The 24,999-nt window shown below is 53.3% G+C and carries 24 protein-coding genes and 1 tRNA gene; 22 read left to right on the plus strand and 3 right to left on the minus strand.

Annotated elements, in window-relative coordinates; all coding sequences use genetic code 11:
* Window positions 1-343: 343 nt before the first annotated feature.
* Window positions 344-432: transfer RNA gene (locus tag BLO43_RS00515), tRNA-Leu, on the plus strand.
* A gap of 54 nt (window positions 433-486) precedes the next feature.
* On the opposite strand, the gene BLO43_RS17205 is transcribed toward BLO43_RS00515, so the two are convergent.
* Complete coding sequence (locus BLO43_RS17205) at window positions 487-831, minus strand: tyrosine-type recombinase/integrase (RefSeq protein WP_090905038.1); 345 nt, start codon at window positions 829-831, stop codon at window positions 487-489.
* A 276-nt stretch (window positions 832-1,107) separates the two neighbouring features.
* On the opposite strand from BLO43_RS17205, the gene BLO43_RS00525 reads away from it, so the two are divergent.
* The 5 genes from BLO43_RS00525 to BLO43_RS00550 all read left to right on the plus strand — a co-directional run bounded on the left by BLO43_RS00525 (window position 1,108) and on the right by BLO43_RS00550 (window position 7,163).
* Entirely contained in the window at window positions 1,108-1,620 is a 513-nt protein-coding gene (locus BLO43_RS00525; RefSeq protein ID WP_090905040.1) for a sigma-70 family RNA polymerase sigma factor, read from the plus strand.
* 124 nt (window positions 1,621-1,744) lie between these two features.
* Window positions 1,745-2,701 (plus strand): FecR domain-containing protein, encoded by a 957-nt coding sequence (locus BLO43_RS00530; protein WP_302847666.1) that lies wholly within the window; start codon window positions 1,745-1,747, stop codon window positions 2,699-2,701.
* A 626-nt stretch (window positions 2,702-3,327) separates the two neighbouring features.
* On the plus strand, window positions 3,328-3,567 hold the full coding sequence (locus BLO43_RS00535) for a FecR/PupR family sigma factor regulator (RefSeq protein ID WP_217628001.1): 240 nt from the start codon (window positions 3,328-3,330) through the stop codon (window positions 3,565-3,567).
* A gap of 32 nt (window positions 3,568-3,599) precedes the next feature.
* Entirely contained in the window at window positions 3,600-6,152 is a 2,553-nt protein-coding gene (locus tag BLO43_RS00540) for a TonB-dependent siderophore receptor (RefSeq protein ID WP_254773253.1), read from the plus strand.
* A 534-nt stretch (window positions 6,153-6,686) separates the two neighbouring features.
* The gene (locus BLO43_RS00550) at window positions 6,687-7,163 is read left to right on the plus strand and encodes a CHASE3 domain-containing protein (RefSeq protein WP_090905048.1); all 477 of its coding nucleotides are present in this window, start codon (window positions 6,687-6,689) and stop codon (window positions 7,161-7,163) included.
* Between the two features lie 361 nt (window positions 7,164-7,524).
* On the opposite strand, the gene BLO43_RS00555 is transcribed toward BLO43_RS00550, so the two are convergent.
* Together BLO43_RS00555 and BLO43_RS00560 are read right to left on the minus strand one after the other, a co-directional pair.
* Window positions 7,525-7,737 carry a hypothetical protein gene (locus BLO43_RS00555; protein ID WP_090905050.1) on the minus strand — a complete coding sequence of 71 codons (213 nt, stop codon included), beginning with the start codon at window positions 7,735-7,737 and terminating at the stop codon, window positions 7,525-7,527.
* Complete coding sequence (locus BLO43_RS00560) at window positions 7,734-8,246, minus strand: N-acyl amino acid synthase FeeM domain-containing protein (protein WP_090905052.1); 513 nt, start codon at window positions 8,244-8,246, stop codon at window positions 7,734-7,736. The genes BLO43_RS00555 and BLO43_RS00560 overlap by 4 nt, the downstream gene beginning before the upstream one ends.
* Window positions 8,247-8,623: 377 nt before the next feature.
* Here BLO43_RS00560 and BLO43_RS16615 point away from each other — a divergent pair, with 377 nt between their 5' ends.
* The 16 genes from BLO43_RS16615 to BLO43_RS00645 all read left to right on the plus strand — a co-directional run bounded on the left by BLO43_RS16615 (window position 8,624) and on the right by BLO43_RS00645 (window position 24,995).
* Window positions 8,624-8,770 carry a hypothetical protein gene (locus BLO43_RS16615; protein WP_175443805.1) on the plus strand — a complete coding sequence of 49 codons (147 nt, stop codon included), beginning with the start codon at window positions 8,624-8,626 and terminating at the stop codon, window positions 8,768-8,770.
* Window positions 8,771-9,118: 348 nt separating this feature from the next.
* The gene (locus BLO43_RS00575; RefSeq protein WP_090905059.1) at window positions 9,119-10,333 is read left to right on the plus strand and encodes a hypothetical protein; all 1,215 of its coding nucleotides are present in this window, start codon (window positions 9,119-9,121) and stop codon (window positions 10,331-10,333) included.
* A gap of 262 nt (window positions 10,334-10,595) precedes the next feature.
* Window positions 10,596-11,618 (plus strand): type VI secretion system protein TssA, encoded by a 1,023-nt coding sequence (gene tssA, locus BLO43_RS00580; protein ID WP_090905061.1) that lies wholly within the window; start codon window positions 10,596-10,598, stop codon window positions 11,616-11,618.
* Between the two features lie 181 nt (window positions 11,619-11,799).
* Window positions 11,800-12,312 carry a type VI secretion system contractile sheath small subunit gene (gene tssB, locus BLO43_RS00585; protein WP_074632011.1) on the plus strand — a complete coding sequence of 171 codons (513 nt, stop codon included), beginning with the start codon at window positions 11,800-11,802 and terminating at the stop codon, window positions 12,310-12,312.
* 38 nt (window positions 12,313-12,350) lie between these two features.
* Window positions 12,351-13,844 (plus strand): type VI secretion system contractile sheath large subunit, encoded by a 1,494-nt coding sequence (tssC, locus tag BLO43_RS00590; RefSeq protein ID WP_074632012.1) that lies wholly within the window; start codon window positions 12,351-12,353, stop codon window positions 13,842-13,844.
* A 92-nt stretch (window positions 13,845-13,936) separates the two neighbouring features.
* Window positions 13,937-14,419, plus strand: coding sequence for an Hcp family type VI secretion system effector (locus BLO43_RS00595; protein ID WP_090905063.1), 483 nt, complete (start codon window positions 13,937-13,939; stop codon window positions 14,417-14,419).
* Between the two features lie 172 nt (window positions 14,420-14,591).
* A complete protein-coding gene (locus BLO43_RS00600) occupies window positions 14,592-15,077 on the plus strand; it encodes an Hcp family type VI secretion system effector (protein WP_074632014.1) in 486 nt (161 codons plus the stop codon).
* A 40-nt stretch (window positions 15,078-15,117) separates the two neighbouring features.
* Window positions 15,118-15,303, plus strand: a complete 186-nt coding sequence (locus BLO43_RS16620; protein ID WP_090905065.1) for a hypothetical protein — start codon at window positions 15,118-15,120, stop codon at window positions 15,301-15,303.
* On the plus strand, window positions 15,300-16,142 hold the full coding sequence (locus BLO43_RS00610) for a type VI secretion system accessory protein TagJ (protein ID WP_090905067.1): 843 nt from the start codon (window positions 15,300-15,302) through the stop codon (window positions 16,140-16,142). The genes BLO43_RS16620 and BLO43_RS00610 overlap by 4 nt, the downstream gene beginning before the upstream one ends.
* The gene (gene tssE / locus BLO43_RS00615; protein WP_090905069.1) at window positions 16,135-16,650 is read left to right on the plus strand and encodes a type VI secretion system baseplate subunit TssE; all 516 of its coding nucleotides are present in this window, start codon (window positions 16,135-16,137) and stop codon (window positions 16,648-16,650) included. Before BLO43_RS00610 ends, tssE begins: the two co-directional genes overlap by 8 nt.
* A gap of 148 nt (window positions 16,651-16,798) precedes the next feature.
* Window positions 16,799-18,679, plus strand: coding sequence for a type VI secretion system baseplate subunit TssF (gene tssF / locus BLO43_RS00620; protein WP_090905071.1), 1,881 nt, complete (start codon window positions 16,799-16,801; stop codon window positions 18,677-18,679).
* Window positions 18,655-19,722, plus strand: coding sequence for a type VI secretion system baseplate subunit TssG (tssG, locus tag BLO43_RS00625; RefSeq protein WP_090905073.1), 1,068 nt, complete (start codon window positions 18,655-18,657; stop codon window positions 19,720-19,722). The genes tssF and tssG overlap by 25 nt, the downstream gene beginning before the upstream one ends.
* Before the next feature lie 17 nt (window positions 19,723-19,739).
* A complete protein-coding gene (tssH, locus tag BLO43_RS00630; protein WP_090905075.1) occupies window positions 19,740-22,592 on the plus strand; it encodes a type VI secretion system ATPase TssH in 2,853 nt (950 codons plus the stop codon).
* Window positions 22,593-22,687: 95 nt separating this feature from the next.
* Window positions 22,688-23,161, plus strand: coding sequence for a GNAT family N-acetyltransferase (locus tag BLO43_RS00635; protein WP_090905077.1), 474 nt, complete (start codon window positions 22,688-22,690; stop codon window positions 23,159-23,161).
* A 110-nt stretch (window positions 23,162-23,271) separates the two neighbouring features.
* On the plus strand, window positions 23,272-24,684 hold the full coding sequence (locus BLO43_RS00640) for a tetratricopeptide repeat protein (protein ID WP_090905079.1): 1,413 nt from the start codon (window positions 23,272-23,274) through the stop codon (window positions 24,682-24,684).
* Window positions 24,685-24,719: 35 nt separating this feature from the next.
* Window positions 24,720-24,995, plus strand: coding sequence for a contractile injection system protein, VgrG/Pvc8 family (locus BLO43_RS00645; RefSeq protein WP_090905081.1), 276 nt, complete (start codon window positions 24,720-24,722; stop codon window positions 24,993-24,995).
* The last annotated feature ends 4 nt before the right edge of the window (window positions 24,996-24,999 follow it).

A 24,999-nucleotide genomic window follows, 5' to 3' on the forward strand; every position in this document is an offset into this window, starting at 1 on the left:
TACAATTCGCTGGTTTTCAGCCAGCCTTCGCCCCAAGGGGCGGGGAATTAAACCTGCAGAGATTAAAAGTTAGTAACATGCCAGACAGCCGTCCAAATCCAGCGATTGTTTTGATTGCCGATCATGTTATAAACCAGGTGTCAGCGCCGCGTGCGTCTCTTATTGTTCCAGTATTCAGGATCAACGAACCTGGTGTGTTAATACGGGCCGGTGCAAAGTATGTGATAGAATTTTTACAAGCATCAAGCATTTATCATTATTAGAATCCGCCCGGTTTTTGTATCAACTGCTAAAATACCGGGTTCCGACATAACGTGACGCAATTTATTCAGCAAGTCAAAGCGCCCGGATGGTGAAATTGGTAGACACAAGGGACTTAAAATCCCTCGACTGGAAACGGTTGTGCCGGTTCGACTCCGGCTCCGGGCACCATAGAATCAGTGGGTTACGGTCAATCAAGGGATTGAATTGGCCAATATGTCGTTATCATAGCGTGCCTTTTTTTGCTAAAGGCAATCTCAAAATAAGCTCTTTTAACCTCTCTGGATACAGGTGAGAGTACCTTTCTGATGATTGAACCGAGTCATGACTAAGCGTTTGTCCGACTTCTCCCAACGTGGCACCTGACGATAGCAACGCCGATGCGAGAGAGTGCCGTTCATCATGCAGCCAGAGATGTTTCATTCCAGCTGCCTCCCTGGTCTTCCAAAACCTCAAATAGTAATATCTGTCTCTCCAGTTAAAAGGGACATACCGCAGCGCATCAATCGCATTCGGGTGGACAGGTATCATATGCGGCATACCGTTCTTGGTATCCGGCAACCAATCCATGCCTGATCATTGACGATTATGATCTGCTCTGGCTGCAAGGTAAGCATTTCCGATCTCCAAATCAGAAATCAATAGGTGCTGCGCTGACCGGTTGAATCCATCCACCTTAGCATCGGACTATCTTCCGGTGGGGTCTTGCGATGATCGTAAATAACGCAAGCGTAGCCCTCGTTCAAACTTCTATTGCACTAATCGTTGAGGCCGCGATACAATTACGAATAATTCGCATTTACATCTGGATCAGGTGCCGGGCGCCTGGTCCGCAACGGGATGCCCATGTCTGTCGCCAAGTTTACCTTGCAGCAGGAAATCCAAGCGCTTTACAGCAACCATCATGGTTGGCTGTATGCATGGCTGCGCAAGAAATTAAGCTGCTCATACCGCGCTGCTGATCTGACGCAGGACATCTTTGTACGCCTGCTTTGCCGCGAAGAACCGATATTGATTCAGGAGCCACGCGCGTTTCTGACTACGGTTGCGAAGCGCCTACTGGCCAACCATTGGCGGCGCGAACAATTCGAGCGTATCTACCTTGAAGCACTAGCCCAAGCACCACAAGAACTTGCGCCGTCTCCTGAAGAGCGTGCTATTTTGCTGGAAACGCTTTTGGAGATTGATCGGGTGCTTGAAGGCTTACCACCCCTGGTCAAGAGGACGTTTCTACATGCCCAGCTTGATGGTATGAGCCAAGCCGAAATTGCGACCGAACTCAGCATCTCCATCACCACCGTCAAGCGCTACCTGTTGCGTGCTTGCACCCAGTGCTACTTCGGGCTGGCACCCTCCTGACGGCAACTGAATGGGACTGGATGCGCGCTTTGGCAAGAATGGCGAACCCGCAGGACGGGATCTCGATAATGCTGAATGTAACGGCGTAGTTCAGAATTGCGACCTCCTCGTTCATCCGAGCGACATCCCACCCCATGTCGCCCAGCACGCGGTGGAGTGGCTGATGGAACTTCAATCGGGCGATACAACCGATTCGACTTGGCAAGCCTTGCAGCAGTGGCGTAGCCAGCACCCCGACCACGAACGTGCTTGGCAACATATCGAAGCCATCAATAGCAAATTGCGTAGTGTGGGAGCGGTCTCGAGCATTGCACACGCCGCACTCACGCAGCCGCGCTCAGCCAAACGCCGTGAAACCATCAAGGCCCTCTCAGTATTACTCTTTGCCGGCGGCACCACTTGGATGGTCCATGACCAGACGCCGTGGCGCGAATGGCTGGCCGACGAGCGCACCGGCGTGGGCGAGCGGCGTACCATCCGATTAGCCGACGGCACCACAGTGGACTTGAACACGGACAGTGCCATCAGTGTGCACTTCGGTGCCTCCGAGCGGCGGGTACGATTGATCAGCGGTGAAATCCTGGTCTCTACCGGCAAAGAGGCCGGGTATACATCGCTTCCCTTCGTTGTCGAGACGGCGCACGGTGAATTGCGGCCACTGGGCACGCGTTTCCTAGTGCGTCATCAGGGTAGTGCCAGCCACGTCGATGTTTTCGAAGGTGCTGTCATGATTTGCCCGAGCGATGGGATCGGGTCAATGCGTACATTGCACGCGAACGAGGGAGCTCGCTTCACCCGTGGCGCCATTGATGAGCCCGTGCAGACCAATGACGCTCACATCGCGTGGACCGATGGCATGCTTGTTGCCAGTGGCATGAGCCTGTCCGACTTTCTCTTCGAGCTTGGTCGCCATCGTCCAGGCTACTTGAGTTGCGATCCTTCGATCGCCGAGTTACGTGTCTCCGGCAGCTACCCATTAGCTGACACCGATCGTATTCTCGATATTCTGCGCAGTACGCTGCCAATAGAGATTCACTTCCTTACCCGGTATTGGGTCACGGTGCGACCACGGCATTCTTAGCTGTTGGAGTCTTGCCACAAATCAGTCACTGCAAAGCGCAAAAAATCTGGCCGGGGTGGTCTGTTTTCGATTTCTGCGGGTCATAAGAGGTGAGCACATCATCGCCTCGTCCAATTGGATGGGCTTTAACTCCAGTCATCCAAAGAGAAATCGAATATTGAGCAACACAACCGGGCGGGAGGCGATTCAGCATCTCGCGCTTAGCGTACCGATATGCGCCACTGCTCGGTCTTTGCCCTCACTTTGTTGCCAAGCTTGGCGTAAGCAGCAGGGGAGCCCACGCCAGCATCTATAGTTCCCAAAGCCTACGACATCCCTGTTAGCTCGCTGGAAGATGGACTCAACCACTTCGGACGCGCGATAGGCATCTGCTGGGTGACGGTGACCATATTCAATATTCTGTTCACCATACTGTCGGTGGAAATTCACTTTCTGATGGGGTACCGGGCCGCGGTGCGGTCACGATGCTTCTAGCCGTTTGTACCGTGTCGCAAGTCGGTCGCCGCAAAGTACAAAAAAAGTTTGGTCGGGGTGGTCTGTTTTCGATTCTCGCGGGTCATAGTAAATGAGCATCAAAACCATTCTCATAATTAGACCTACGTTTACTCTAATCAGAAAACGACAGAATGAATTTATCAATGGTGGCGGCTAAATACCAATTATTACGCGAATCGACTACTAATGAAGATTTGGTGTGGAATGCCGCAGTGGAATGGGTGATGCGTGAGCATGAGATTCTGACTCCGGATGAGCTTATAGAATTGACGGCCTGGTTGAAAGCAGATCCTGCTCATTTGGCTGCTTATGATGAGGCCTCATATCTTTGGAAACTCACCGGGATCGCAATGCAAAAAACAGATTATTGATATTTATAAATTTTAATAGAAGGGGAGATACTGTGTCACTTAGCCATATCAGCCATTGGGAATCCGGGCGCGATTGGGTCATTGCGAATGTCAGGCAAGACTCAAGAAATCGTTGCCGGATTCCGTTTCCTTTATTGCAAACGCTGCAGTGTGGATTAATCTGCTTTGGAGTGGGCGCTGCGATGATGCTTCCGCAAAACGTTTTAGCCGAGTCTGCGACCAGCAGCACAGCGTCCAACGGACTTGCAGTTCATCAGTTCAATATTTCTTCAGGACCACTGGAAACGGCACTTAATGCGCTTGCGAAACAAGCAAGGATACCTATTTCGTTTGATAATCTTGATTTAAAAGACAAAACTGCTCAGGAACTGAAAGGCAGCTTTACCGCTCAGGCCGGGTTGAATCATCTTCTGGCGGGAAGCGGCCTGGAAGCCGTCGCACAATCGGGTGGCTATGTCGTCAGGAAATCCGTCACCCCAACCAGTCAGCCGGCAACATTGCCAGCGGTCAATGTCACCGCGCAGCCCATTACCGGCCCGACGGATGGTTATATGGCCACGAAAAGTTACACCGCGACCAGGACTGATACCCCGCTGCGCGATGTCCCGCAATCCATCACCGTGGTGACCAAGGATTTGATTAAAGATCAAAACATACTGAGCATGGATGCTGCGGTGCGCTACGTGCCGGGTGTCGGTATATCGCAAGGGGAAGGCAATCGGGATGCAGTGATTTTCCGCGGCAACAATTCAACGGGAGATTTTTTTGTGGATGGGTTGCGCGATGACGTTCAATACATTCGCGATTTCTACAACACTGACCGGATTGAAGTCCTGAAAGGGGCCAATGGCATGATTTTCGGCCGTGGCGGCGGCGGGGGCGTGATCAATCGCGTCACCAAGCAAGCCAGCTGGACGCCGATTACCGAGATTGGCGCAACGTATGGATCCTATAGTCAGAAACGGGTGACCGTCGACATCGGCCGGGCTATCAACGAGGTGGCTGCGTTTCGACTCAATGCCATGTATGAACACTCGAACAGCTTCCGTAATGGCTTTGAGCTGGAGCGTGGCGGGGTCAATCCCACGTTTACCATCAAGCCCACCGCGCGAACCACGGTTATCCTGGGCGGCGAATACTTTACCGACAACCGCACCGCCGATCGCGGCATCCCCTCTTTTGGGGGCATATTTGCTAAAGCATCTATACCTGGTGGCGTTGTAGACATACCCGGGGTCGTGGCCTCAGGCCGTCCTTCCGATACCCACCGGTCGACATTTTTTGGTAATGCGGCAACCAGCCCAACCCATACCGACGTCTGGGCATTGAACTCGACGCTAGAGCACGCATTCGACAATGGGCTCACCGTGCGTAATCGCACGCGTTATGCCAATTACGACAAGTTTTATCAGAATGTTTTTGCCAACGGGCCAGCCACAGCCCAGGATGCCACGGGACAGGTCAATATTGCAGCGTATAACAATGCTACCCAGCGCGACAATATCTTTAACCAGACAGATTTCCTGTACACGCTGAATACCTGGGGGATAAAGCACGAGTTCATGACCGGTGTGGAGTACGGCCGTCAGGTGACGACTAATCTGCGTAATACCGGGTTTTTCAATAACGCGACTACCTTTGTTCCTGTTCCCTTTTTTAACCCCCTGGCCTTGACGCCTGTCACCTACCGGCCCAATGCCACCGACGCCAACAATCACGGTGTGGTAGAAGTAGTAGGTGTCTATTTGCAAGATCAGATTACGCTCCATCCCCAGCTCAAAGCGGTCCTGGGCATACGCTACGATAACTTTGACACGAATTTCGTCAACAACCGTACCAGCACCCGGATCCACACCACCGATAATTTGGTCTCGCCCCGGGCGGGGCTGATTTATAAGCCCATCGAAACGATGTCGATTTACGGCAACTATAGCCTGGCTTATGTCCCGCGTGCCGGAGACCAGCTCTCCTCGCTGACGCTGACCAACGCGGCGCTTAAACCGGAACAGTTCATGAATCTGGAGGTGGGCGCAAAATGGGATATCCGTCCCGACCTGTCTCTGACTACGGCGTTGTATCAACTGGAACGCAATAACGTCATCGTTCCCGTTCCCAATGATCCTACCCGGACCATGCTGGTTGACGGTCAGCGTGCCAGAGGTGCCGAAGTGGGCTTGATGGGCCGCATCACCCCGCAATGGAGTGTCATGGGAGGCTACGCTTATACGGATGCCGAGATCACCAAGACCCAATCGATCACTGCCCAGGCGGGTGCGGTCGTGGCGCAGGTCCCCAAACATACCTTCTCGATGTGGAATCGCTATGATTTCGCGCCCTGGCTGGGCTTGGCTCTTGGGGTAGTTCATCGCACCCACATGTACGCCGCGGTGGATAATACCGTGCTATTGCCGGGCTTCACGCGCCTGGATTCAGCCATATACATCAGGCTCAACAAGACCCTGCGCGTCCAGGCAAATATCGAAAATATCTCCGATATCGAATATATCGCGTCTGCCAACAATAACAACAATATCATGCCAGGTGCGCCGCGCATCTATCGCTTGACGGTTGTTGCCAATTTCTAGATTCGGAATCGGATTCGGAGTCGTTCAGGTATGCCTCATTCATGAATATCCCAACTGGGAATTAGTGAATGGGGCATCTTGAATGCTCTGCCTAAAAAATGCTATCCCCAAATCGAAGCATACCTTAATTCTAGCGGAGATTCCATAGATGCATAAATACGTTGGCATAAAATATATTGGGCGAATAATTGTTAGAAGTAACAAGTATTAAGATAGCTGATGGCTTGATGTAAATTCTATCCAAATATTCCCTCTCTTTTGGCAGGGAAGCCTTTGCCTAGGCGGGATGGTAACTTTTATCAATTGATAAGCCCCCGGGATTTTGCCTACAAGGTGTCCGATCCTGGGCCTTTGGGATGTCTTCGAAATGCATATTTCCAGACAGCAGTTCTCTATCCTGAGAATTGCTATGCTTTATTTGGCGTTACTCTCTGCGGGCGCGATAGCATTGTTGTCATACCGAAACATCCAGGCGGGGGAAAAGCTAATGAGCAGTATAGGATCAGTCAATGAGTATTCAATCTCAGCCAGGAAATACTTTCCACGCTTAAGGATGCTGAAACTGGGCAGCGCGAATTTATTCTGACGGGTGAAGAACAATACCTTGAGCCATATAATCATGCCGTCGGGGCCATACCGGAGTTGCTGGAGCAATTCGAGACCCAAGTTAGCACGTCTAAATTGGATCAATTTGAGAATATGCGAAATCTAGAACCGGTGGTTTTAGCCAAACTTGCCGAGTTGAGAGATGCCGTTGAGCTCAGTCGATCAAACCGACAAATGGAAGTAAAGAAAATCCTTGAGTCGGATCGCGGGGTAATGCTTATGAATGAAATTCGCGGTCATTGTGTTGCCATCGACGAAATTGCAAAAATTCGCATTGCAGGATCTGTCGCTGCGGCAGAGAAAAGTTTAAGTATCTTAAGATTGATGAGCATGTCAGCCAGCATTCTTCTCTTTGTTTTTCTTTCCATCTCGGCGGTAGCTATCTTTCATCACGACGCGCCGTAAACTGCCTCCTGGACCGGCCATAAAACCCCCATGTACGCGATAGCGATTGTTAAACGTCCCAGAATGATTTTTAGTCTCATTCTATGTCTGCTCCCCCTATTAGTAAGCTCGAGAAGCTACGGTGGGAAGATGACATGGGAGTGAAGGCCTCAGGTCATTTTATAGGTCACTTACACTACCTGGCATCACAGGCAGGAGAGGGCGCCGGGTGCTTGCCCGCGCCTATTGGGGATGAAAATCTGGCGCGCCCCGAACGGATAGATCTGGGTGAGTGTTCACCTGGATCGAGGATTGGTATAATCCAGGCGACGTCATGGTGTTCTGGGATATCTTCACCCATGAACTCTGAAAGGAGATAAATTCATCCATGGGGCATCTTCACACAAATACGGTACTCGACAATGTCATACTGTATTTCCTCGCCATCGCACCTCCAGAAAGCGGCCAGGGCCTCTAATTTGATGTCGGCCTCTATACCATAAATCTTGTCGCCGTTCCTGCATTTAATATCGACCACCGTTCCCTTCGGTATTGGCAAGCACTTGCCATCGTGTTTAATCCACTCGCCGTTCATGAACATTCCAATGTTCTATGCAGCAGTACGGCAGCTTCTACACCCACTCGCTCACACTGCTTCGGTCCGGCGACTGGAGCAAACCCCAAGAGCCGCCTTTGTCCCGCTATATGACGCGGCACTACCTCGCAAACCAGATTATTGATACCATTGAGCAGGTGCGCGTAGTAATAGACAAAGTGGAACATGGCCCCCATGACGGCTCGGGTCGGCTGCCCGGGAACGATGGCGAACCGGGATAGTTCTGCTATTTTCCCGCCACGGCGTCGTATTTCATCAAGTTCGGTGGAATAGGCCTCATCCGCACATAGTCCATTGATTGAATCCAGTTTCACCATGACAGTGCCAACTACCGAACCATATAACTCGGCATCTATCACCATGTCGGAGCTGGTTAATGCGTGATTTGCGACATATCCTTTTCGCCAGTACGATGCGTTGACAAGCCATTCTGATGGCGTCAGCGACTTTCCAATGTTTACCGTGTAAGGTCCGAATGTTGTTTTCATTTTTCGGCCACCATGCGGTCATGGGCCGGCTTGCCCTCTCCCATCCATCCCGGAAGCACCCCACACCCAGGGCATCTATAAATCCCTGGATGAATTACCTCCTCAGATGGAGAGTAAATTTTATCGAAGCCTGGATCGAATGATATGGTCAGAAAAGTGCTTCTCTTATAATTTGCCATGCTTTCCTCAAGTGCGATTAAGTATGAATACATACGATTAATGGCCACAGATAAACGTCCGCGGTCATTGAGCATCTTACGGATTTATGGGGGAATCGATAATTGGACTGACGTGCACAAGCAAATCGAGTCAATACCAGACTTACGTACCATGGGCGAATCAGTCGATATTGGACTGACGTACACCAGGGTAGCAGTGTGGTTATTGACAGATCAGGAAAGGGAACAGCAGAAAATCCGCCGAAGTGGGGCTGGGAGGGGGTTTCGGCGGCCTACCTGGTGCCGGGCGTGCAAGCAGACGGCACCGAACAAATCCTGGGGCTATGGATCGAACAAACTAAATGAAGAGGGCCAAATCCTGGTTGCATGTTATGACCGGGCTCAAGAATCGGGGTATGCGCCCATGATTTTCATGGTGGATGGATTGTTTCCCCGAAGAGATCCCTGTCATCCTTCCGCAAAGACACAAATCCAGACTTGCATTGCGTGCTGGCAGTTCATGGGGATTAAACTCCAGTAAAAACAGTCTATAAACTGTTTTTTTCATAATTATCACCTATAGTTCTTTTAAGGGTACTTTGATGACTGTCCATTTTGATGCAAGGTAGTCATCGGAAGTGGATCGATGGCTGTCACAGTGCTACGCAATAGCAGGTTCATTGACAATTCTTGGTCGAAATTGGGGGAGGTTTCATGAAAAAATATCTCATCAATTGGGTTACGTTCGTCGCTTTAGCCATCTGGTTTTCGTATCCGGCGCAAGCTCAGGATTCTGCGAGCCTGTCTCCAGCTATTGGACATAGCAAGGCCCCGCTTTTTTCCACCAAGGAAAAGATCATTTTCAACCTGAATACCAACTTTACGGATTTGTGGAAGCACCGCGCAATCGCGAATCGGGAAGTGCCTGAGGATATCCGGGATTTTGAGGCACCCGGACGCCTCGCGTGGACTGATAGCACTGGAAAACATGATCTCCCCGTAAAGGTGCAGTTGCGAGGCAATACCAGTCAGTCCGCATCCGAGTGCCCATTCCCGAAAATGAGTCTAAGTTTCGAAAAAGATCAGGCGAGTGGCGAAAGGGTTTCAAAAGGAACGCTGTTTGATGGATTAAATTCCATTGGAATAGGTACGCATTGTGGCGGCAAGCCGGGGGCTTCGCTGCGGTTCCGCCGGGTTTGGGGAGGTTTGTCGCCGCATCGGGAGGCATTGATCTACAAAGTGCAGGAATACCTTTCCATCCCAGGTTTCCAAGTTTCGCCGACGAGCTTCAGATATATTGACACCAGTACCGGAAGAGGACCTGTCGAGCCGCAGCCAAGCGGTTTCGCCGTAAATCAGCCTATGCCGGGTTTCTTCTTGGAGGATATCAAGACTTTTGTGAAGCAGGCGGACGGAAAAGAGATTCGCGCGGCGGATGCTCCTTTTCCGGATTCGGATAAACCCTATATTTTCACAAGCATTACCGATGCGCCAAAAGATGCGCGGGCGGCAGGTTCGACGATCGAGCCCATTGATGCGAAGAGTATTATTCGTATCATGTTTTTCCAGGCGCTTGTCGGGAATCGGGACTGGATCATTCGTATCTCCCCGGATGATCTCAGTGCTTCCAGAGGCCTCTGGAATATGAAGGTTGTCGAGGCCAATGGTAAATGGATCGTTTTTCCCTATGATTACGATTTGGCTGGCTGGGTGAAAGCCGAGAATTTCTTTTCGGGTTTGCCGGGCCTGGCTGATGGTGATTTCTATAAGCCCGCCGATATTTCTCAGGTCGTGGCCGAACTGAAGCAGAAACGCCCTGGCATCGAGGCCCTGGTGGATGAGTTGGCCAGAGAGGACAGGGATGGAGCGGACAGGATAAAAGAGCATATCAAGGCTTTTTATAACGCGCTCGATCGAAGATTTCATTGATTGATGTTGTCTGTTTGACCGGGCGGAGGGGCGCTGAGAGATCCGGATAGGCTTTTATACTTGGCAAGTGGTGGTCGGTCACCGCAAGATTATTGCGGATAACACTTGTGCCGCAAATTACATTGACGGAATCCTGATTTTGGAGGATCGTATAATGGTTACGTAACACCATGAGTTTAAACGATCCTTTTTATTTTTTGAGCTATCAAGTTAAATAATACCCGCAGATAATATTTCAAGTCAGAGGAAAAGGTTCAGTTCGATGGAAATTGAGAGATTGCTTGAGCCAATTTCGCCAGATTCGCCTTGTGGCCCCGATCTTGAGTACGATCCGGATTTCATGGCGCTGGAACAAGCAGGCCAGGGCAAGCCGGAGCGGCAGACGGGTGAAGTTATCGTGGCTGCTGAGGAGCCTAACTGGATTGACGTCAGGCAGCGCGCCGAGACACTTTTCTCCCGGACTAAAGACCTGCGGGTGGCCGTGTTGTTGACGCGAGCCCTTACCCATAGCGATGGTATGGTTGGACTTGCCTCCGGCTTGAAGTTGTTGCTGGGTCTCTTGACTAATTACTGGGAGAATGTTCATCCCGGTCTCGATCCCGATGAAGGCCCGGTCACACGTCTTAATGTGCTCGGGTCGCTGGGGAAATCGTTGCGGGATCCGGATACGGTACTTCGTGATGTGCGTGGCGTGAATTTTGTCAGTACCGGTAGCCACGCGCGACTATCGGTACGGGACGTTTTGATAACGCAAGGCAAATTTACCGCCGCGAGCAATGAAGGGGTGCCCACTCAAGCCGAGGCCGAGGAAGTCCTGCGTCTTCCGGAAAACACTGCGTCTGTACAGGCCATGCGCGATGCGCTGGTCTCCCTGAATGGAATATACACTTTTCTCAGTGAGAAAGTTGGTTACGACCTCATGCCGGATTTGCAATCGCTGCAGGATATGCTCAAAACAGTGGTGCAGCTGTGCAAAAGCAATCTGGAAACGAGGAACAAGCCCATGGATGTGAATGGAATAGCCGGTCCATTGGTGGACGGAGAAATGAATGGTCGCATGCCGGCGATATCCGGAGAGATTCATAACCGCGAGGACGTTGTGCGAATGCTGGAGAAGATTTGCGAGTTTATCGAGCGGACTGAACCCGCTAACCCGGCACCTCTATTTATCCGGCGAGGACAGCGGCTCATGACCAAGAACTTCGTGGAAATTATCCAGGATCTTGCCCCGGACAGTTTGAACCAGATCAAGCAAATTACCGGCTTTGAACCGAAGAAAACCTGAATAGTTACGAAGGGGACGGGTCAAAACAAAAAAACGAGCTTAAAACGGGTTGACGGCTTGCATATTCATTGACAGTGTCTAGAATTAAGATCATGTTACAGTAACAAATCATAGGAGAGTATGACGCACCGGGGAATCTCAGCATAGTCTCTCAATCGTTTTTCAAAGGGGGAGTCGGACCATGGCACAAAGCAGTCAAAAGTTCATCGCGCGTAACCGCGCACCTCGCGTTCAGATCGAATATGACGTCGAACTTTACGGTGCGGAAAAGAAAATTCAGCTTCCGTTTGTCATGGGCGTTTTTGCCGACTTGTCCGGCAAACCGACGGAGCCTTTGCCGCCTGTAGCGGACCGCAAATTCCTCGATATCGATGTCGACAACTTCGATGACCGCATGAAGGCCATCAAGCCACATGTTGCCTTTCAGATCCCCAATACCCTGACGGGAGAGGGAAATCTCAGCGTCGATATTTCGTTTGAGAGCATGGATGATTTCTCTCCTGCCGCGGTGGCCCGCAAGGTCGATGCACTCAACAAGCTACTCCAGGCGCGCCAGCAGCTTTCCAATCTTGTGACTTATATGGATGGTAAAACCGGTGCCGAGGAGCTGATAGCGAAAGTTCTGAACGATCCCGCCTTGCTCCAGACGCTGGCGACCAGTAAGAAACCAGCGGATGAAAGCGGCGCATCCTGAAACTGATTGAACGAGTCTGAGGAAACAAGGAGAAGATAATGGCGGAAACCCAGCAGCAGGCCCCAGAGGCTGAAGTCCCAAAACTGGAGGAAAGCGAGTTTGCTTCATTGTTGCAGAAGGAGTTCAGACCTAAATCCGAGGAGGCAAAAGGTGCCGTCGAGCAGGCGGTGCGCACTCTTGCCGAACAGGCACTCGCGCAGACCCAGCTTATCGGCCGTGACGTGGTCAAATCGATCGAGGCAATTATCGCAGAGCTTGACCGGAAACTTTCCGAACAGGTGAATCTGATCATTCATCATCAGGATTTCCAGAAGCTGGAAGGCTCATGGCGGGGACTTCACTACCTGATCAACAACACTGAAACCGATGAGATGCTGAAGATCCGTTTCATGAACATCTCAAAAAACGATCTGGGCAAGACGCTGAAGCGCTACAAAGGTACCAGTTGGGATCAAAGTCCCTTGTTCAAGAAGATCTACGAAGCAGAGTACGGACAGTTTGGCGGAGAACCCTTTGGTTGCATGGTGGGGGATTATGCTTTTGATCATAATCCACCTGATGTTGAGCTGCTAGGTGAAATGTCCAAGGTTTCAGCGGCAGCCCATATGCCATTTATCGCTGGCGCCAGCCCAACCTTGATGCAGATGGATTCCTGGCAGGAACTGGCCAATCCCCGTGATCTGACAAAAATTTTTACGACACCGGAGTATGCCTCGTGGCGTTCGCTCCGCGAGTCGGAGGACTCTCGTTACGTGGGTCTCGCCATGCCCCGATTTCTCGCACGTATTCCCTATGGAGCAAAAACCAGTCCGGTGGAAGAATTCGATTTCGAGGAAGACACCGGCGCGGCCGATCACAGCAGATATACCTGGGCCAACGCCGCCTATGCCATGGCTGTCAATATCAACCGTTCGTTCAAGCTCTACGGCTGGTGTTCACGTATCCGCGGTGTCGAATCCGGGGGTGCGGTGGAAGGGCTGCCTGTGCATACTTTCCCCACTGATGATGGTGGCGTGGATATGAAGTGTCCCACTGAAATCGCCATCAGCGACCGCCGGGAAGCGGAACTTGCAAAAAACGGCTTCATGCCGCTCTTGCATCGCAAGAATTCCGACTTTGCCGCCTTTATCGGCGCCCAATCGCTCCAGAAGCCGTTCGAGTATGACGACCCGGATGCCACCGCCAACGCCAATTTGTCCGCACGGTTACCCTATCTATTCGCTTGCTGCCGCTTTGCACACTATTTGAAATGCATTGTGCGCGACAAAATCGGTTCGTTCAAGGAACGTGCAGATATGCAGATATGGCTCCAAAAATGGATCATGAATTATGTGGATGGCGACCCTGCCCATTCATCGGAGAGTACCAAAGCGCGTAAGCCGCTGGCTGCCGCTGAAGTCGTTGTGGAAGAAGTCGAAGGTAACCCCGGGTATTACACGTCAAAGTTTTACCTCCGACCCCATTACCAGCTTGAAGGACTGACGGTATCGCTGCGCCTGGTGTCCAAACTGCCGTCTGCAAAGAAGGCTTAACGTTTGAAGTCTCAAGTTATCTGTGTCGCCGCAGGTATTAGGCGGATTAAGCGAACAGCAAGAAAGACAGGTTCTTTTACGAGGAGATAATCATGGCCGTTGACATGTTTCTGAAGCTGGATGATGTGAAGGGTGAATCCATAGATGACAAGCATAAGGATGAGACTGATGTACTCGCCTGGAGCTGGGGAATGAGTCAGTCGGGTACCACGCATATGGGTAGCGGCGGCGGCGCAGGAAAAGTAAGTGTCAACGACTTGTCCATTACCAAGTATGTCGACAAAGGCAGTCCTACACTGATCATCTCCTGCTGTAACGGCAAGCACTTCAAAGAGGGTTTGCTGACGGTGCGCAAAGCGGGTGAGACGGCACTTGAATACCTCAAGATAACAATGAAAGAGGTTCTCGTCTCGTCAATCTCGACCGGTGGCAGCGGCGGGGAGGACAGAATCACAGAAAACGTCACGCTCAATTTCGCCGAATTCAAGGTGGAATACACGCCGCAGAAGGAAGATGGGAGCGGGGATGCGGCGGTTGAGGCGGGCTGGAAGATTGCCGCCAACGTCAAGGCCTAGATAGCACGGCCACACCAGATGGCCGGTCTGGCCGCAGGAATACTTTGTTTCAATTAGGGAAAGAGGCTTGGGTTCCGATTTCTCTTGTGACCTCGGCTAGCGGCATCGTAACAGAGTCCGGGCGGAGCCTTTGCGTAAACCAATCCTTAGACCAACTATCGGATGAAATATCATGGCCCAGGGTGACATGTTTCTGAGGATAGAAAGCGCCCGTCAGGGTGCGATCAAGGGCGAGGCGCAGGACGAGAATCACAAGGATGAGATCGACGTAAACGACTGGTCCTGGGGCATGCAGGCAAAGACTACGCTGAGTGGAGGCGGAGCCAGCCCAAAGGCTACGTTGAATGAACTGAACATTGTCAAGCAAGTGGATAGTGCGTCGACCGGCCTGATGTCCGCAATGCGCAATAACGATCTGATCAAGAAAGCCGTACTTACCGTACGCAAGGCGGGCGGAACTCCGCACGAGTACTTCAAGATCAGCATCGAAAAGGGACGAATCACGGCCCTGGATGTGGACACCAGCAACTTCTCGTCGAGTGGCGACCTTTCCGAACGACTTAGCCTGGCATTTCAGAAAATCAGCGTGGAATATGTTCCTCAGGGACCCGATGGGCTGCCCCAGGGAAGCATGCTTTTCGATGCCGAGATATCCTGAGGCGCTTCATTTAAATCCGGATAACTCATTAGGATGCGAGATGATGGTGAGGCAGGTTACGAGACAGTTTTTCCGGTTGGGAGTAATCCATAGTTTGGTCTATGGACGCCGCGCCAGTGGCAAAAATGGCGGCGAGAATGGCCGCAAGCTGACGGCCAGTACTCGTGCAGGCTCGGAGAGCCGCTTGATGGATTTATCCGGGTTAAACAAAGGAAGTCCGTCATGAACCTGGCCAGTGCCGCTGAGCAAAGTTTGCGTGACGGGGATCCCCCCGGTGCGTTGGTGCAGCTTCAGGAAGCAGTCCGTGCCAAACCCGGCGACTCCAAGCTGCGAATTTTTCTGTTTCAGCTTCTTTCCGTAATGGGGCAGTGGGAGCGAGCGCTAAATCAGTTAAATATTGTGGCTGAACTTGATGCCGGGGCTTTGGCAATGGTGCAGACGTATCGTGAGGCGCTCCATTGCGAGGTGTTGCGCGCCCAGGTATTCGAAGGTAAAAAAACTCCAATCGTTTTTGGTCAGCCGGATCAATGGCTCGCGCTGCTGATTGAGTCGCTGCTGCGAGGTGGGCAAGGAAAACACCGGGAAGCCGGCGAGCTGCGCACCGCGGCGTTTGAGGAAGCCAGCGAAACCAGCGGTATCCTCGATGGTCAGCCATTCATCTGGATTATCGACGCCGACAGCCGCCTGGGACCGGTATGCGAGGCCATCATCAATGGACGGTATTACTGGGTGCCCTTTTCCCGTCTCACCAAAGTTTTCATTGATGCGCCGGAGGATCTTCGGGATGTGGTGTGGATGCCTGCACATTTTCAGTTCGACAATGGCGGCGAGAGTGTGGCATTGATTCCTGCCCGTTATGCGGGTTCAGAAACAAGTGATGATGGGCAGCTTCTGCTAGCGCGCAAAACAATCTGGGTCGAAGCCGCACCTGGTGTTTATCACGGGTTGGGACAGCGCATGTTCGCAACGGATGCGGGAGAAAGCCCGCTCATGGATATTCGCAAGATCATGCTCGGACCCGTGGAGGCGGAGTCCGGAGAATCGGCTACCCCCTCATATGGTTGATCTGACTCCCCAGGAACGGCTGCAACCGGCGCTACTTGATCGCCTCGCTGATAACGAGCCGGACAAAAAACTGGAGCCGCGCGGGGAACGCGTCATGACCAAAGCCCGATTGCGTGAGGCCGTCCTGCGCGATCTGGCATGGCTGTTCAATACCACGAGACTGGGTAATAGTAACGATTTCACCGGTTTCCCTTTTGCCGGGCGCTCCGTCATTAATTTCGGCCTTCCGGCACTCTCGGGCGAGACGGCCTCCACACTGGATATCATCGAATTGGAGCGTTCGATCAAGCAGGCGATAATCGATTTCGAGCCCCGCATTACGCCTTCCAGCCTGCAAGTCGAGGCGATGGTAAGTGATTTGCAACTCGATCGTCACAATGTGATCAGCGTGCAGATTCGAGGAGATTTATGGGCATACCCGGTGCCGCTGGAGTTGCTGCTGCGGACCGATGTGGATCTTGAGACGGGGCAGGTGGAAATTCGTGATCTGGGGCGGTCAGAGCTGTAAATCCTGGCGGTGGATTCATGCCCTCGAGCTCTGTAGAAATAGGGGCGCATAGATGAAAGAATTCTTTGATTCCAAATCTCCCGTTGCCTTCGGGATGTTGCGGTCAAAGAAAAGATTTTTATATTGCCATTACCGCGAGCACCAATAAATGGATCCCCGCCTGCTGCGTCATTACAATCGGGAACTCGCCTACATGCGCGAGATGGGTGCCGAGTTCGCCGCACAATTTCCCAAGATCGCCGGCCGTCTTGGCATGGATGGTATTGAAGTCGCCGATCCGTATGTCGAAAGACTCATGGAAGGCGTGGCGTTTTTGGCAGCGCGGGTGCAACTTAAACTCGACGCCGAGTTTCCGCGTTTCACCCAACGCCTGCTGGAGATTGTCTATCCTAATTATCTGGCGCCCACACCGGCGATGCTGGTAGCCCAGTTCCGCCCGCAACTCTCCGAAACCAATCTTGCGCAGGGGTTTACCATTCCTCGCGACAGTTCCATGCGCAGCCAGCTGGGGAAAAACGATACCACGGCGTGCGAGTTCCGCACGGCGCAGGATATTACCCTTTGGCCGTTAGAAATAACCCATGCCGAATACTTCACTTTTGCGCCGGATTTGCCGCTCAACAAATTGCCGCTGGCCCAGCCTGTAAAGGGCGGAGTTCGCTTAAGAATCAAGTCTACCGCGGGGTTGAAATTCAATCAGGTGGGCCTCGATCGGCTGCGGCTGTTTTTGTCCGGTGGTGATGAGGTTGCCTACAAGCTGCACGAACTATGTCTTGGTGCGCCGCTGGGCGTGGCGGTGGCCCCAGCCCCGGCGGTAGGGCCATGGCCCTGGCATCAATTTCTGCCGGCGCGCAACATTCAGCCGGTGGGGTACAGCGATGAGCAAGCGCTTCTACCTGTCAGCCTGCGCGGTTTTCAGGGTTACCGGCTGTTGCAGGAATATTTTGCGTTTCCGCAGCGATTCCTGTTTATTGACATCGATGGACTGGGACCGGCGGTACGAAAACATGAGGGGGACGAACTGGAAATCGTCCTGTTATTTTCGCGCGGTAACGCGGTGCTGGAGAATGTAGTCGATCGGGCGAATTTCTCCCTTTTTTGTGCGCCCGCGATCAATCTCTTCCACAAGCGCGCCGACCGTATCCATCTCTCTGATAATACTTATGAATATCATGTCGTTGCGGACCGCACGCAGCCGATGGATTTCGAAGTCTTCGAAGTCAGCAGCGTAACGGGATACGGTGTAGGCAGCGACAGTGAACAGGCTTTTCTTCCATTTTATGCGGCCTATCATACCGAATCGCAGGAGCGTCAGGCCTATTTTACTGTACAGCGTGAGCCGCGCCTGCTATCGTCCGGGCAAAAGCGCACCGGTACCCGGTCCAGCTATATTGGCAGCGAAGTTTTCCTCTCGCTGGTCGATCCTGAAGAGGCACCTTATTCCGGTGACCTTCGGCAATTGGCAATCACCACGCTATGCACCAATCGGGATCTGCCCCTGCTGATGCCGCTGGGCGCGGGTAAGACGGATTTCACCCTGGACAGCGCGGCGCCGCTGGATACTATTCGCTGTGTCAAGGGACCTTCCAAACCCTACTCGCCGATATGGAATGGAGGAATTGCCTGGCAATTCGTCAGTCATCTGTCGCTCAACTACCTTTCCCTGATGAATACCGGGGGACGCGAAGGTGCGGCTGCGTTGCGTGAAATGCTGGAACTGTATGCGATGAGTTCCGACGCGGCCATCAAGAAACAGATCGAAGGGGTTCGAAAGGTGTCGGTAAAGCCCTTGGTGCGCCGGTTGCCCATGCCGGGTCCGATCACCTTCGGCCGGGGACTGGAAGTCGAACTGTACCTCGAAGAGCTCGCATTCCAGGGCGGTAGCGCATTCCTCTTTGGCAGCGTGATGGAGCAGTTCTTCGCCCGTCATGTTTCCCTCAATTCATTCACGGAAACCGTTCTTTCCTCTGTCGAGCGGACTGAAATCATGCGCTGGAGGCCACGATGCGGGGCACGCCCGATCCTCTGACCTATTTTCGCGCCCTGGCGGATAAGCCTTTCAACCACGATTTCTTCCAGGCGCTGCGGCGTATCGAGTGTCTATATCCAGGCAAGCCGAAGCTGGGGATGGGATTGCGCCCCATTGACGAGGCGATAAGGCTTGCTCAAGAGCCCTCGATGATATTCGCGCCTTCTTCGCTTTCATCGTTTCACCTGCCCGCCGGTGGGCGGCCGGGGCGAATGGAGGTTCGTTTCTTTGGCCTTCTTGGACCCAATGGTCCGCTGCCATTGCATCTGACGGAGTATGCCCGTGCGCGGTTGCTCAACGCGGGGGATGCGACCTTCGTGCATTTTCTGGATATGCTTAATCATCGCTTTCTGATGCTGTTCTACCGCGCATGGGCACAAGCGCGGCCGACGGTCAGCCTGGACAGGCCGCGCGAGGATCGATTTACGGTTTATGTAGGCGCGCTCGAAGGTCTGGCCGGCAGCAGGATGCGTGAGCGTGACGAGATCGGCGATTTCGCCAAGCTGTTCTTTGCCGGTTTGCTGGGCCGGCAGGTGCGCAACCGCGACGGCATCATTGCGTTGCTTGCCTCCTATTTCCGCGTGCCGGTAGAGATAGACGAATTCGCCGGCCACTGGATGCGCATACCCGCACGCGATCAAACGCGGCTATCCGCCGGTGACACCGGTGATGCAAGCGCGCAATTGGGAGTTGGCGCCGTGCTGGGCGCTCGAATCTGGGATCGGCAGCATAAATTCAGGATCCGGCTGGGTCCGCTTACGCTGAGCCAATACGAGAGCTTCCTGCCGGGAGGAAAGGCGATCGGGCGGCTTGTGGCCTGGGTAAGGCAATATTTTTGCTTTGAGTTGGAATGGGACGTACAGCTCGTACTCGCACACGACGAAGTGCCAAAGGCCAGCCTGGGGCAGTTTGGGCGCCTGGGCTGGACTACCTGGCTGGGTACCCGTTCCGCCGCCACCGACGCAGCTGATTTGAATCTGAATGCAGAGCGCCTGATTTCTCGGCAATCCGGGATTACTGGTCCGGGTCAGATACGACCATAAAGGGAAGGGGAGGTAGCATGAGTGAAATCAGTCGTGTCGCGCTGTTCGGCAAGCTGAACAGCCTGGCCTACAAGGCAATCGAAGGCGCAACGGTCTTCTGCAAGCTGCGCGGTAACCCTTATGTCGAGCTGGAGCACTGGTTGCAGCAGATCCTGGCTAATCAGGATTCGGACCTGCATCGCATCTTCAAGCATTTCGAGCTCGATAACTCCCGCTTTGCCAAAGACATCACCAATGCGCTCGACCGGTTGCCGCGCGGCGCCACGTCTATCTCTGATCTGTCGGAGCATATTGAATATGCGGTAGAGCGCGGCTGGGTCTATGGCACGCTGATGTTTGGTGAAGGACAGGTAAGGACCGGTCACCTTCTGGTTGGCATGCTCAAAACCTCCAGTTTGCGCAATGCCTTGTTCAATATCTCGCGCCAGTTCGAACGTATTCGCCCGGATACACTGGCAGACGAGTTCGCAAAAATTGTCGCTGGTTCGCCGGAGGAGCATTTACGCGCAACCGATGGTTCAGGTAGTGCGCCTGGGGAAGCGAGCGGGGCGATAGCGCCAGCACAGATGGGCAAGCAGGAGGCGCTGAAGAAATTTTCGGTGGATCTGATTGCCCGAGCGCGCAAAGGCGAAATCGATCCCGTAACAGGCCGGGACGAGGAGATTCGTCAGATCGTCGACATCCTCATGCGCCGCCGGCAGAACAACCCCATCCTCACCGGTGAAGCCGGGGTAGGCAAGACGGCGGTGGTGGAGGGCTTTGCGCTGCGGATTGCCAAGGGCGATGTGCCGCCACCCTTGAAGGACGTTTCGCTTCTCACGCTGGATATCGGCCTCTTGCAGGCTGGGGCCAGCATGAAGGGTGAATTCGAAAACCGCTTGCGACAGGTGATCGACGAGGTACAGGCTTCTCCCAAGCCGATCATCCTCTTTATTGACGAAGCGCATACGCTGATCGGCGCGGGCGGTCCCGCAGGTACGGGTGACGCGGCCAATTTGCTGAAACCCGCCCTTGCGCGTGGCACACTGCGCACCATCGGCGCCACCACGTGGGCGGAGTATCGGAAATATTTTGAGAAAGATCCGGCGCTCACCCGTCGTTTCCAGGTTGTGCAGATACTTGAACCGACAGAAGAGAAAGCGATCCTGATGGTGCGCGGTGTCGCCTCGACACTGGAGAAACATCACCGCGTGCAGTTGCTCGACGAGGCGCTGGAAGCCGCAGTCAAGTTGTCGCATCGCTACATTCCAGCCCGCCAGTTACCGGACAAGGCCGTGAGTTTGCTCGATACGACCTGCGCACGGGTGGCCATCAGCCAGTATGCCACCCCGGCCGAGGTGGAGGATTGCCAGCGCCGCATGGAGGCGTTGCAGACGGAGCTGGAGATCATCGGCCGTGAAGAAGAGATCGGATTCGATGTTGGTGTAAGGCGGAGCGATGTGGAGCAGAAGCAAGCTGCGGAAAAAGAACATCTGGCTGGTCTCGATGCGCGCTGGCAGGAGGAAAAAGGGCTTGTCGATCACATACTCGAACTGCGCGGTAAGCTGCGCGTGGGTGGTAAACCCGTGGATGTGAAAGTGCCGGGCGTTGCACCGGAGAGCCCCAGCTCCAGTAGCGTGGCTGCGCCTGTGCCGGATGGCAAGCCTGAAGACGCTCTACAGGCCGCTCCACAGGCAGTTTCGAAAGACGAAGCGCCAGAGACATCGCAACCCACCGGGTCTGCGGAAGCCCCCGTACCCGCCAGTCCATCTGCGGATGAAGCCGGGCTTAGTGCGGAAGAACGCCACAAGCTACTGGCCGAGTTGCATGACCTCCAGACGAAACTGGATGCACTTCAAGGTGAGACGCCTCTCATCATGCCCACAGTGGATGCCCAAGTGGTTTCATCGGTGGTTGCCGACTGGACCGGCATTCCGGTTGGCCGCATGGTGAAGAACGAGGTCGAGGCAGTACTCAAACTTGCCGATACCTTGAACCAGCGAATCATCGGCCAGCGCCATGCCCTGGAAATGATCGCCCGGCGCATTCAGACATCGCGCGCGAAACTGGATAACCCAAATAAGCCAATCGGGGTGTTCATGCTCTGCGGTCCTTCCGGCGTGGGCAAAACGGAAACCGCCCTGGCGCTGGCCGAATCGCTCTACGGCGGCGAGCAGAACGTTATCACCATCAACATGAGCGAATTTCAGGAAGCCCACACCGTATCAACTCTGAAAGGCGCACCACCCGGCTACGTCGGCTACGGTGAGGGCGGCGTCCTAACCGAAGCCGTGCGGCGTCGACCCTACAGCGTAGTGCTGCTGGATGAAATGGAAAAGGCCCACCCGGACGTGCACGAAATCTTCTTCCAGGTATTCGACAAGGGCTGGATGGAAGATGGCGAAGGGCGTCATATTAATTTCAAAAACACTATTATCTTGCTCACCACCAATGTCGGCACCGATCTCATCATGGGCATGTGCCGCGACCCCGAATTGATGCCCGATGCGGATTCGCTCGGCAAGTCGCTGCGCGAGCCGCTGCTGAAGGTGTTTCCGCCCGCGTTGCTGGGGCGGTTGGTAACAATTCCGTACTATCCGCTGAATGACGAGATGATCGGCACCATCGCACGGCTGCAACTGGGCCGGATCAAAAAACGTATCATGGAGAACCATAAAATTCCATTCGCCTATGATGACGAAACAGTGAAACTTATCGTCAGCCGCTGCACAGAACTGGAAAGTGGCGGGCGGATGATCGATACCATTCTTACCAATACGGTGCTGCCGCGTATCAGCGAGGAATTTTTGAAGCACATGGTCGAGGGTAAGCCGGTGACGCGAGTGCAAGTGAGTGTGAAGGACGGGGAGTTTGGGTATGGATTTGAGTAAAGAAAGCCTGACAACCATTGAAATGGCGGAAGCTAAGCACCACACGCATTTCATCGGCATATTCACGTCGCTAATGGCGAAGGGGGATACCACCATTGTCTGACCTTCTGGTAAAACTATACGATCTGCCGGATACAAAATCGACTCTGAAGAATTCGGCGTATGAGGGTGCGTGTTGCCGTCGCGCAATGGCTTACGAAAAGCATCAGGTTGTTAATTGGGTTCGTGAGCACTTTAGTATGGGATGGGCGAGCGAATGTGATGTGGCGTTCAGCAACCGGCCGATCTCGTGCCATCTCGCAACAGAGGACGGCGCAATCCTGGGTTTTGCCTGCTACGATAGCACCAGCCGTGGGATGTTTGGTCCCATTGGCGTGATTGAGTCCGCACGCGGACAGGGCATCGGGCGCGGCCTGTTACTTTCTAGTCTATACTCAATGGTAACTGCTGGTTATGCATATGCTGTGATAGGTGGGGCCAGTTCCCTGGAGTTCTATCAACGAGTTGTAAACGTCATTGAAATTCCGGATTCCAGTCCCGGGATTTACATTGACAGGTTGGTCGAATAAATAGCTGGCATGGATAGGGTATGATTTAAGCATCGGTGTGGAATAAAGCGAATGATGGGTTGCGCTATGCTTTACCCATCCTACTGGAAACCATATAGCGGTATATACCTATGCATCCTGACGTTCAGAACGAAGTTGAGAGTGAACGGGAGACCATTTCGGAGCTGAGTCTCCCCGATGCGCTGGCGCTTGCCTTGCAGATTCACCGTCGCGGCCACCTGACTGAGGCGGAAACCCTCTACCGGAAGGTTCTCGATATCGCACCGGACTGTGCGGATGCGCAACACTTTCTCGGCGTACTCTTACATCAGGGTGGCGATAGCGACTCGGGGATCGAGCTTATCCGTAAATCCATTGCGTTAGACCTCGGCGAACCCAATTATTACAACAATCTTGGCAACGTGCTGGTTGAAATGGAGCGGCTCGCCGAGGCTGCCGAAGCCTATAAAAAAGTCATCGCGCTGGCTCCCGATCATGCCAACGCCCACAATAACCTCGGTGCCTTGTCGAAGGCTCTCGGGCGATTTGATGAAGCTGCCGCAGCCTATCAGAAGGCGATCGAGCTAAACCCGGATCACGTTGATGCCCATAACAACATGGGCAAGCTGCTGTCGGCTCAGGGAAAAACCAAAGAGGCGATCGCCTGGTACTGCAAGGCGATCACCTTGATGCGTCATAATCCGGATTCGCGCAAGCTGCTCGGCATCGCCTATTACACCCTGGGGCAGACGGAGAAAGCAGCTGAAGTTTACCGGCAATGGCTCGCTGAAGAGCCGGACAGTCCGGTGGCGAAACACATGCTATCGGCATGTTCGGGGCAAAATGTGCCGCCACGCGCTTCAGACGAGTATGTCGAATCCACCTTCGATCGTTTCGCCGACAGTTTTGATGCCAAGCTGGAAAAGCTCGCCTACCGTGCTCCTGATCTGATTGCTGAGGCGTTAGCCAGCGCTTGTGGAGCGCCCGAGAAACGTCTTATGGCCCTTGATGCGGGTTGTGGCACCGGCTTGTGCGGCCCCTTGATCACCCAATACATCCATCGGCTGGTGGGCGTGGATTTATCGTCGGGCATGCTTGCCAAAGCGCGCGGCAGGAATACTTATGATGAGTTGATCAAGTCAGAATTGACCACCTATCTCCTTGCGCAGTCTGGTGCTTTCAATCTTATTGTCTCGGCTGATACCCTGGTCTATTTCGGCTCCCTGGAAGAGGTGCTCGATGCTGCGCATCGGGCTTTGCAGGAGGATGGTTTGCTTATATTTACTGTCGAAGCGGCTGCCGATGAAGCTACCAATAAAGCTATCAGCACCGGCTATCGCATTAACCCGCACGGCCGTTACAGCCATAGTAACGAATATCTGCGACAAGTGCTGCCCGCTGCTGGCTTCAGCATGTTTGCGATAGAGCCTGCCGTGCTACGTATGGAAGGTGGAAGTGCGGTAGCAGGGTGGGTGGTTACCAGCCGCAAAGCAAATAGCAACGCGATTAAAGATGACAGAACGTTAACCGCTGTGCCAAAATAAAATGACAACTTTCAAGTCAAGTCTGTGAGACGCGAATGGCCAGGACTTTTGAGCTGATTACTCCTCTCGGTGCCGATGTGCTGCTGTTTCATCGCATGCACGCACGGGAAGAGTTGTCCCGCCTGAGCGAGTTTCAGATCGATGCCCTGAGTATCCGCAATGACATCAATCTGGATGAAATTCTGGGTAGAAACGTCACTGTCAAAGTAGAACTTGCGGGGGGGCAGCTTCGCCACTTCAATGGGTATGTAACCCGTTTCGTGCAGGCTGGCACGCGTGGTCATCACGTCTACCAGGCAACGGTTCAGTAAGACC

Origin of the sequence: Nitrosospira sp. Nsp13 (assembly GCF_900101945.1) — a bacterium.
GTDB classification, from domain to species: domain Bacteria; phylum Pseudomonadota; class Gammaproteobacteria; order Burkholderiales; family Nitrosomonadaceae; genus Nitrosospira; species Nitrosospira multiformis_D.

Bases quoted from the DNA above. Each gene is read 5' to 3' on its own strand.
- BLO43_RS00525 (WP_090905040.1), top strand. From the start codon at position 1,108: ATGTCTGTCGCCAAGTTTACCTTGCAGCAGGAAATCCAAGCGCTTTAC.
- BLO43_RS00575 (WP_090905059.1), top strand. From the start codon at position 9,119: ATGAAAAAATATCTCATCAATTGGGTTACGTTCGTCGCTTTAGCCATC.
- BLO43_RS16620 (WP_090905065.1), top strand. From the start codon at position 15,118: ATGATGGTGAGGCAGGTTACGAGACAGTTTTTCCGGTTGGGAGTAATC.
- tssE (WP_090905069.1), top strand. From the start codon at position 16,135: ATGGTTGATCTGACTCCCCAGGAACGGCTGCAACCGGCGCTACTTGAT.
- BLO43_RS00610 (WP_090905067.1), top strand. From the start codon at position 15,300: ATGAACCTGGCCAGTGCCGCTGAGCAAAGTTTGCGTGACGGGGATCCC.
- BLO43_RS00600 (WP_074632014.1), top strand. From the start codon at position 14,592: ATGGCCCAGGGTGACATGTTTCTGAGGATAGAAAGCGCCCGTCAGGGT.
- BLO43_RS00595 (WP_090905063.1), top strand. From the start codon at position 13,937: ATGGCCGTTGACATGTTTCTGAAGCTGGATGATGTGAAGGGTGAATCC.
- BLO43_RS00560 (WP_090905052.1), bottom strand. From the start codon at position 8,246: ATGAAAACAACATTCGGACCTTACACGGTAAACATTGGAAAGTCGCTG.
- tssF (WP_090905071.1), top strand. From the start codon at position 16,799: ATGGATCCCCGCCTGCTGCGTCATTACAATCGGGAACTCGCCTACATG.
- tssG (WP_090905073.1), top strand. From the start codon at position 18,655: ATGCGGGGCACGCCCGATCCTCTGACCTATTTTCGCGCCCTGGCGGAT.
- tssA (WP_090905061.1), top strand. From the start codon at position 10,596: ATGGAAATTGAGAGATTGCTTGAGCCAATTTCGCCAGATTCGCCTTGT.
- tssH (WP_090905075.1), top strand. From the start codon at position 19,740: ATGAGTGAAATCAGTCGTGTCGCGCTGTTCGGCAAGCTGAACAGCCTG.
- BLO43_RS00555 (WP_090905050.1), bottom strand. From the start codon at position 7,737: ATGAACGGCGAGTGGATTAAACACGATGGCAAGTGCTTGCCAATACCG.
- tssC (WP_074632012.1), top strand. From the start codon at position 12,351: ATGGCGGAAACCCAGCAGCAGGCCCCAGAGGCTGAAGTCCCAAAACTG.
- BLO43_RS00535 (WP_217628001.1), top strand. From the start codon at position 3,328: ATGAATTTATCAATGGTGGCGGCTAAATACCAATTATTACGCGAATCG.
- BLO43_RS00645 (WP_090905081.1), top strand. From the start codon at position 24,720: ATGGCCAGGACTTTTGAGCTGATTACTCCTCTCGGTGCCGATGTGCTG.
- BLO43_RS00640 (WP_090905079.1), top strand. From the start codon at position 23,272: ATGCATCCTGACGTTCAGAACGAAGTTGAGAGTGAACGGGAGACCATT.
- tssB (WP_074632011.1), top strand. From the start codon at position 11,800: ATGGCACAAAGCAGTCAAAAGTTCATCGCGCGTAACCGCGCACCTCGC.
- BLO43_RS17205 (WP_090905038.1), bottom strand. From the start codon at position 831: ATGGATTGGTTGCCGGATACCAAGAACGGTATGCCGCATATGATACCT.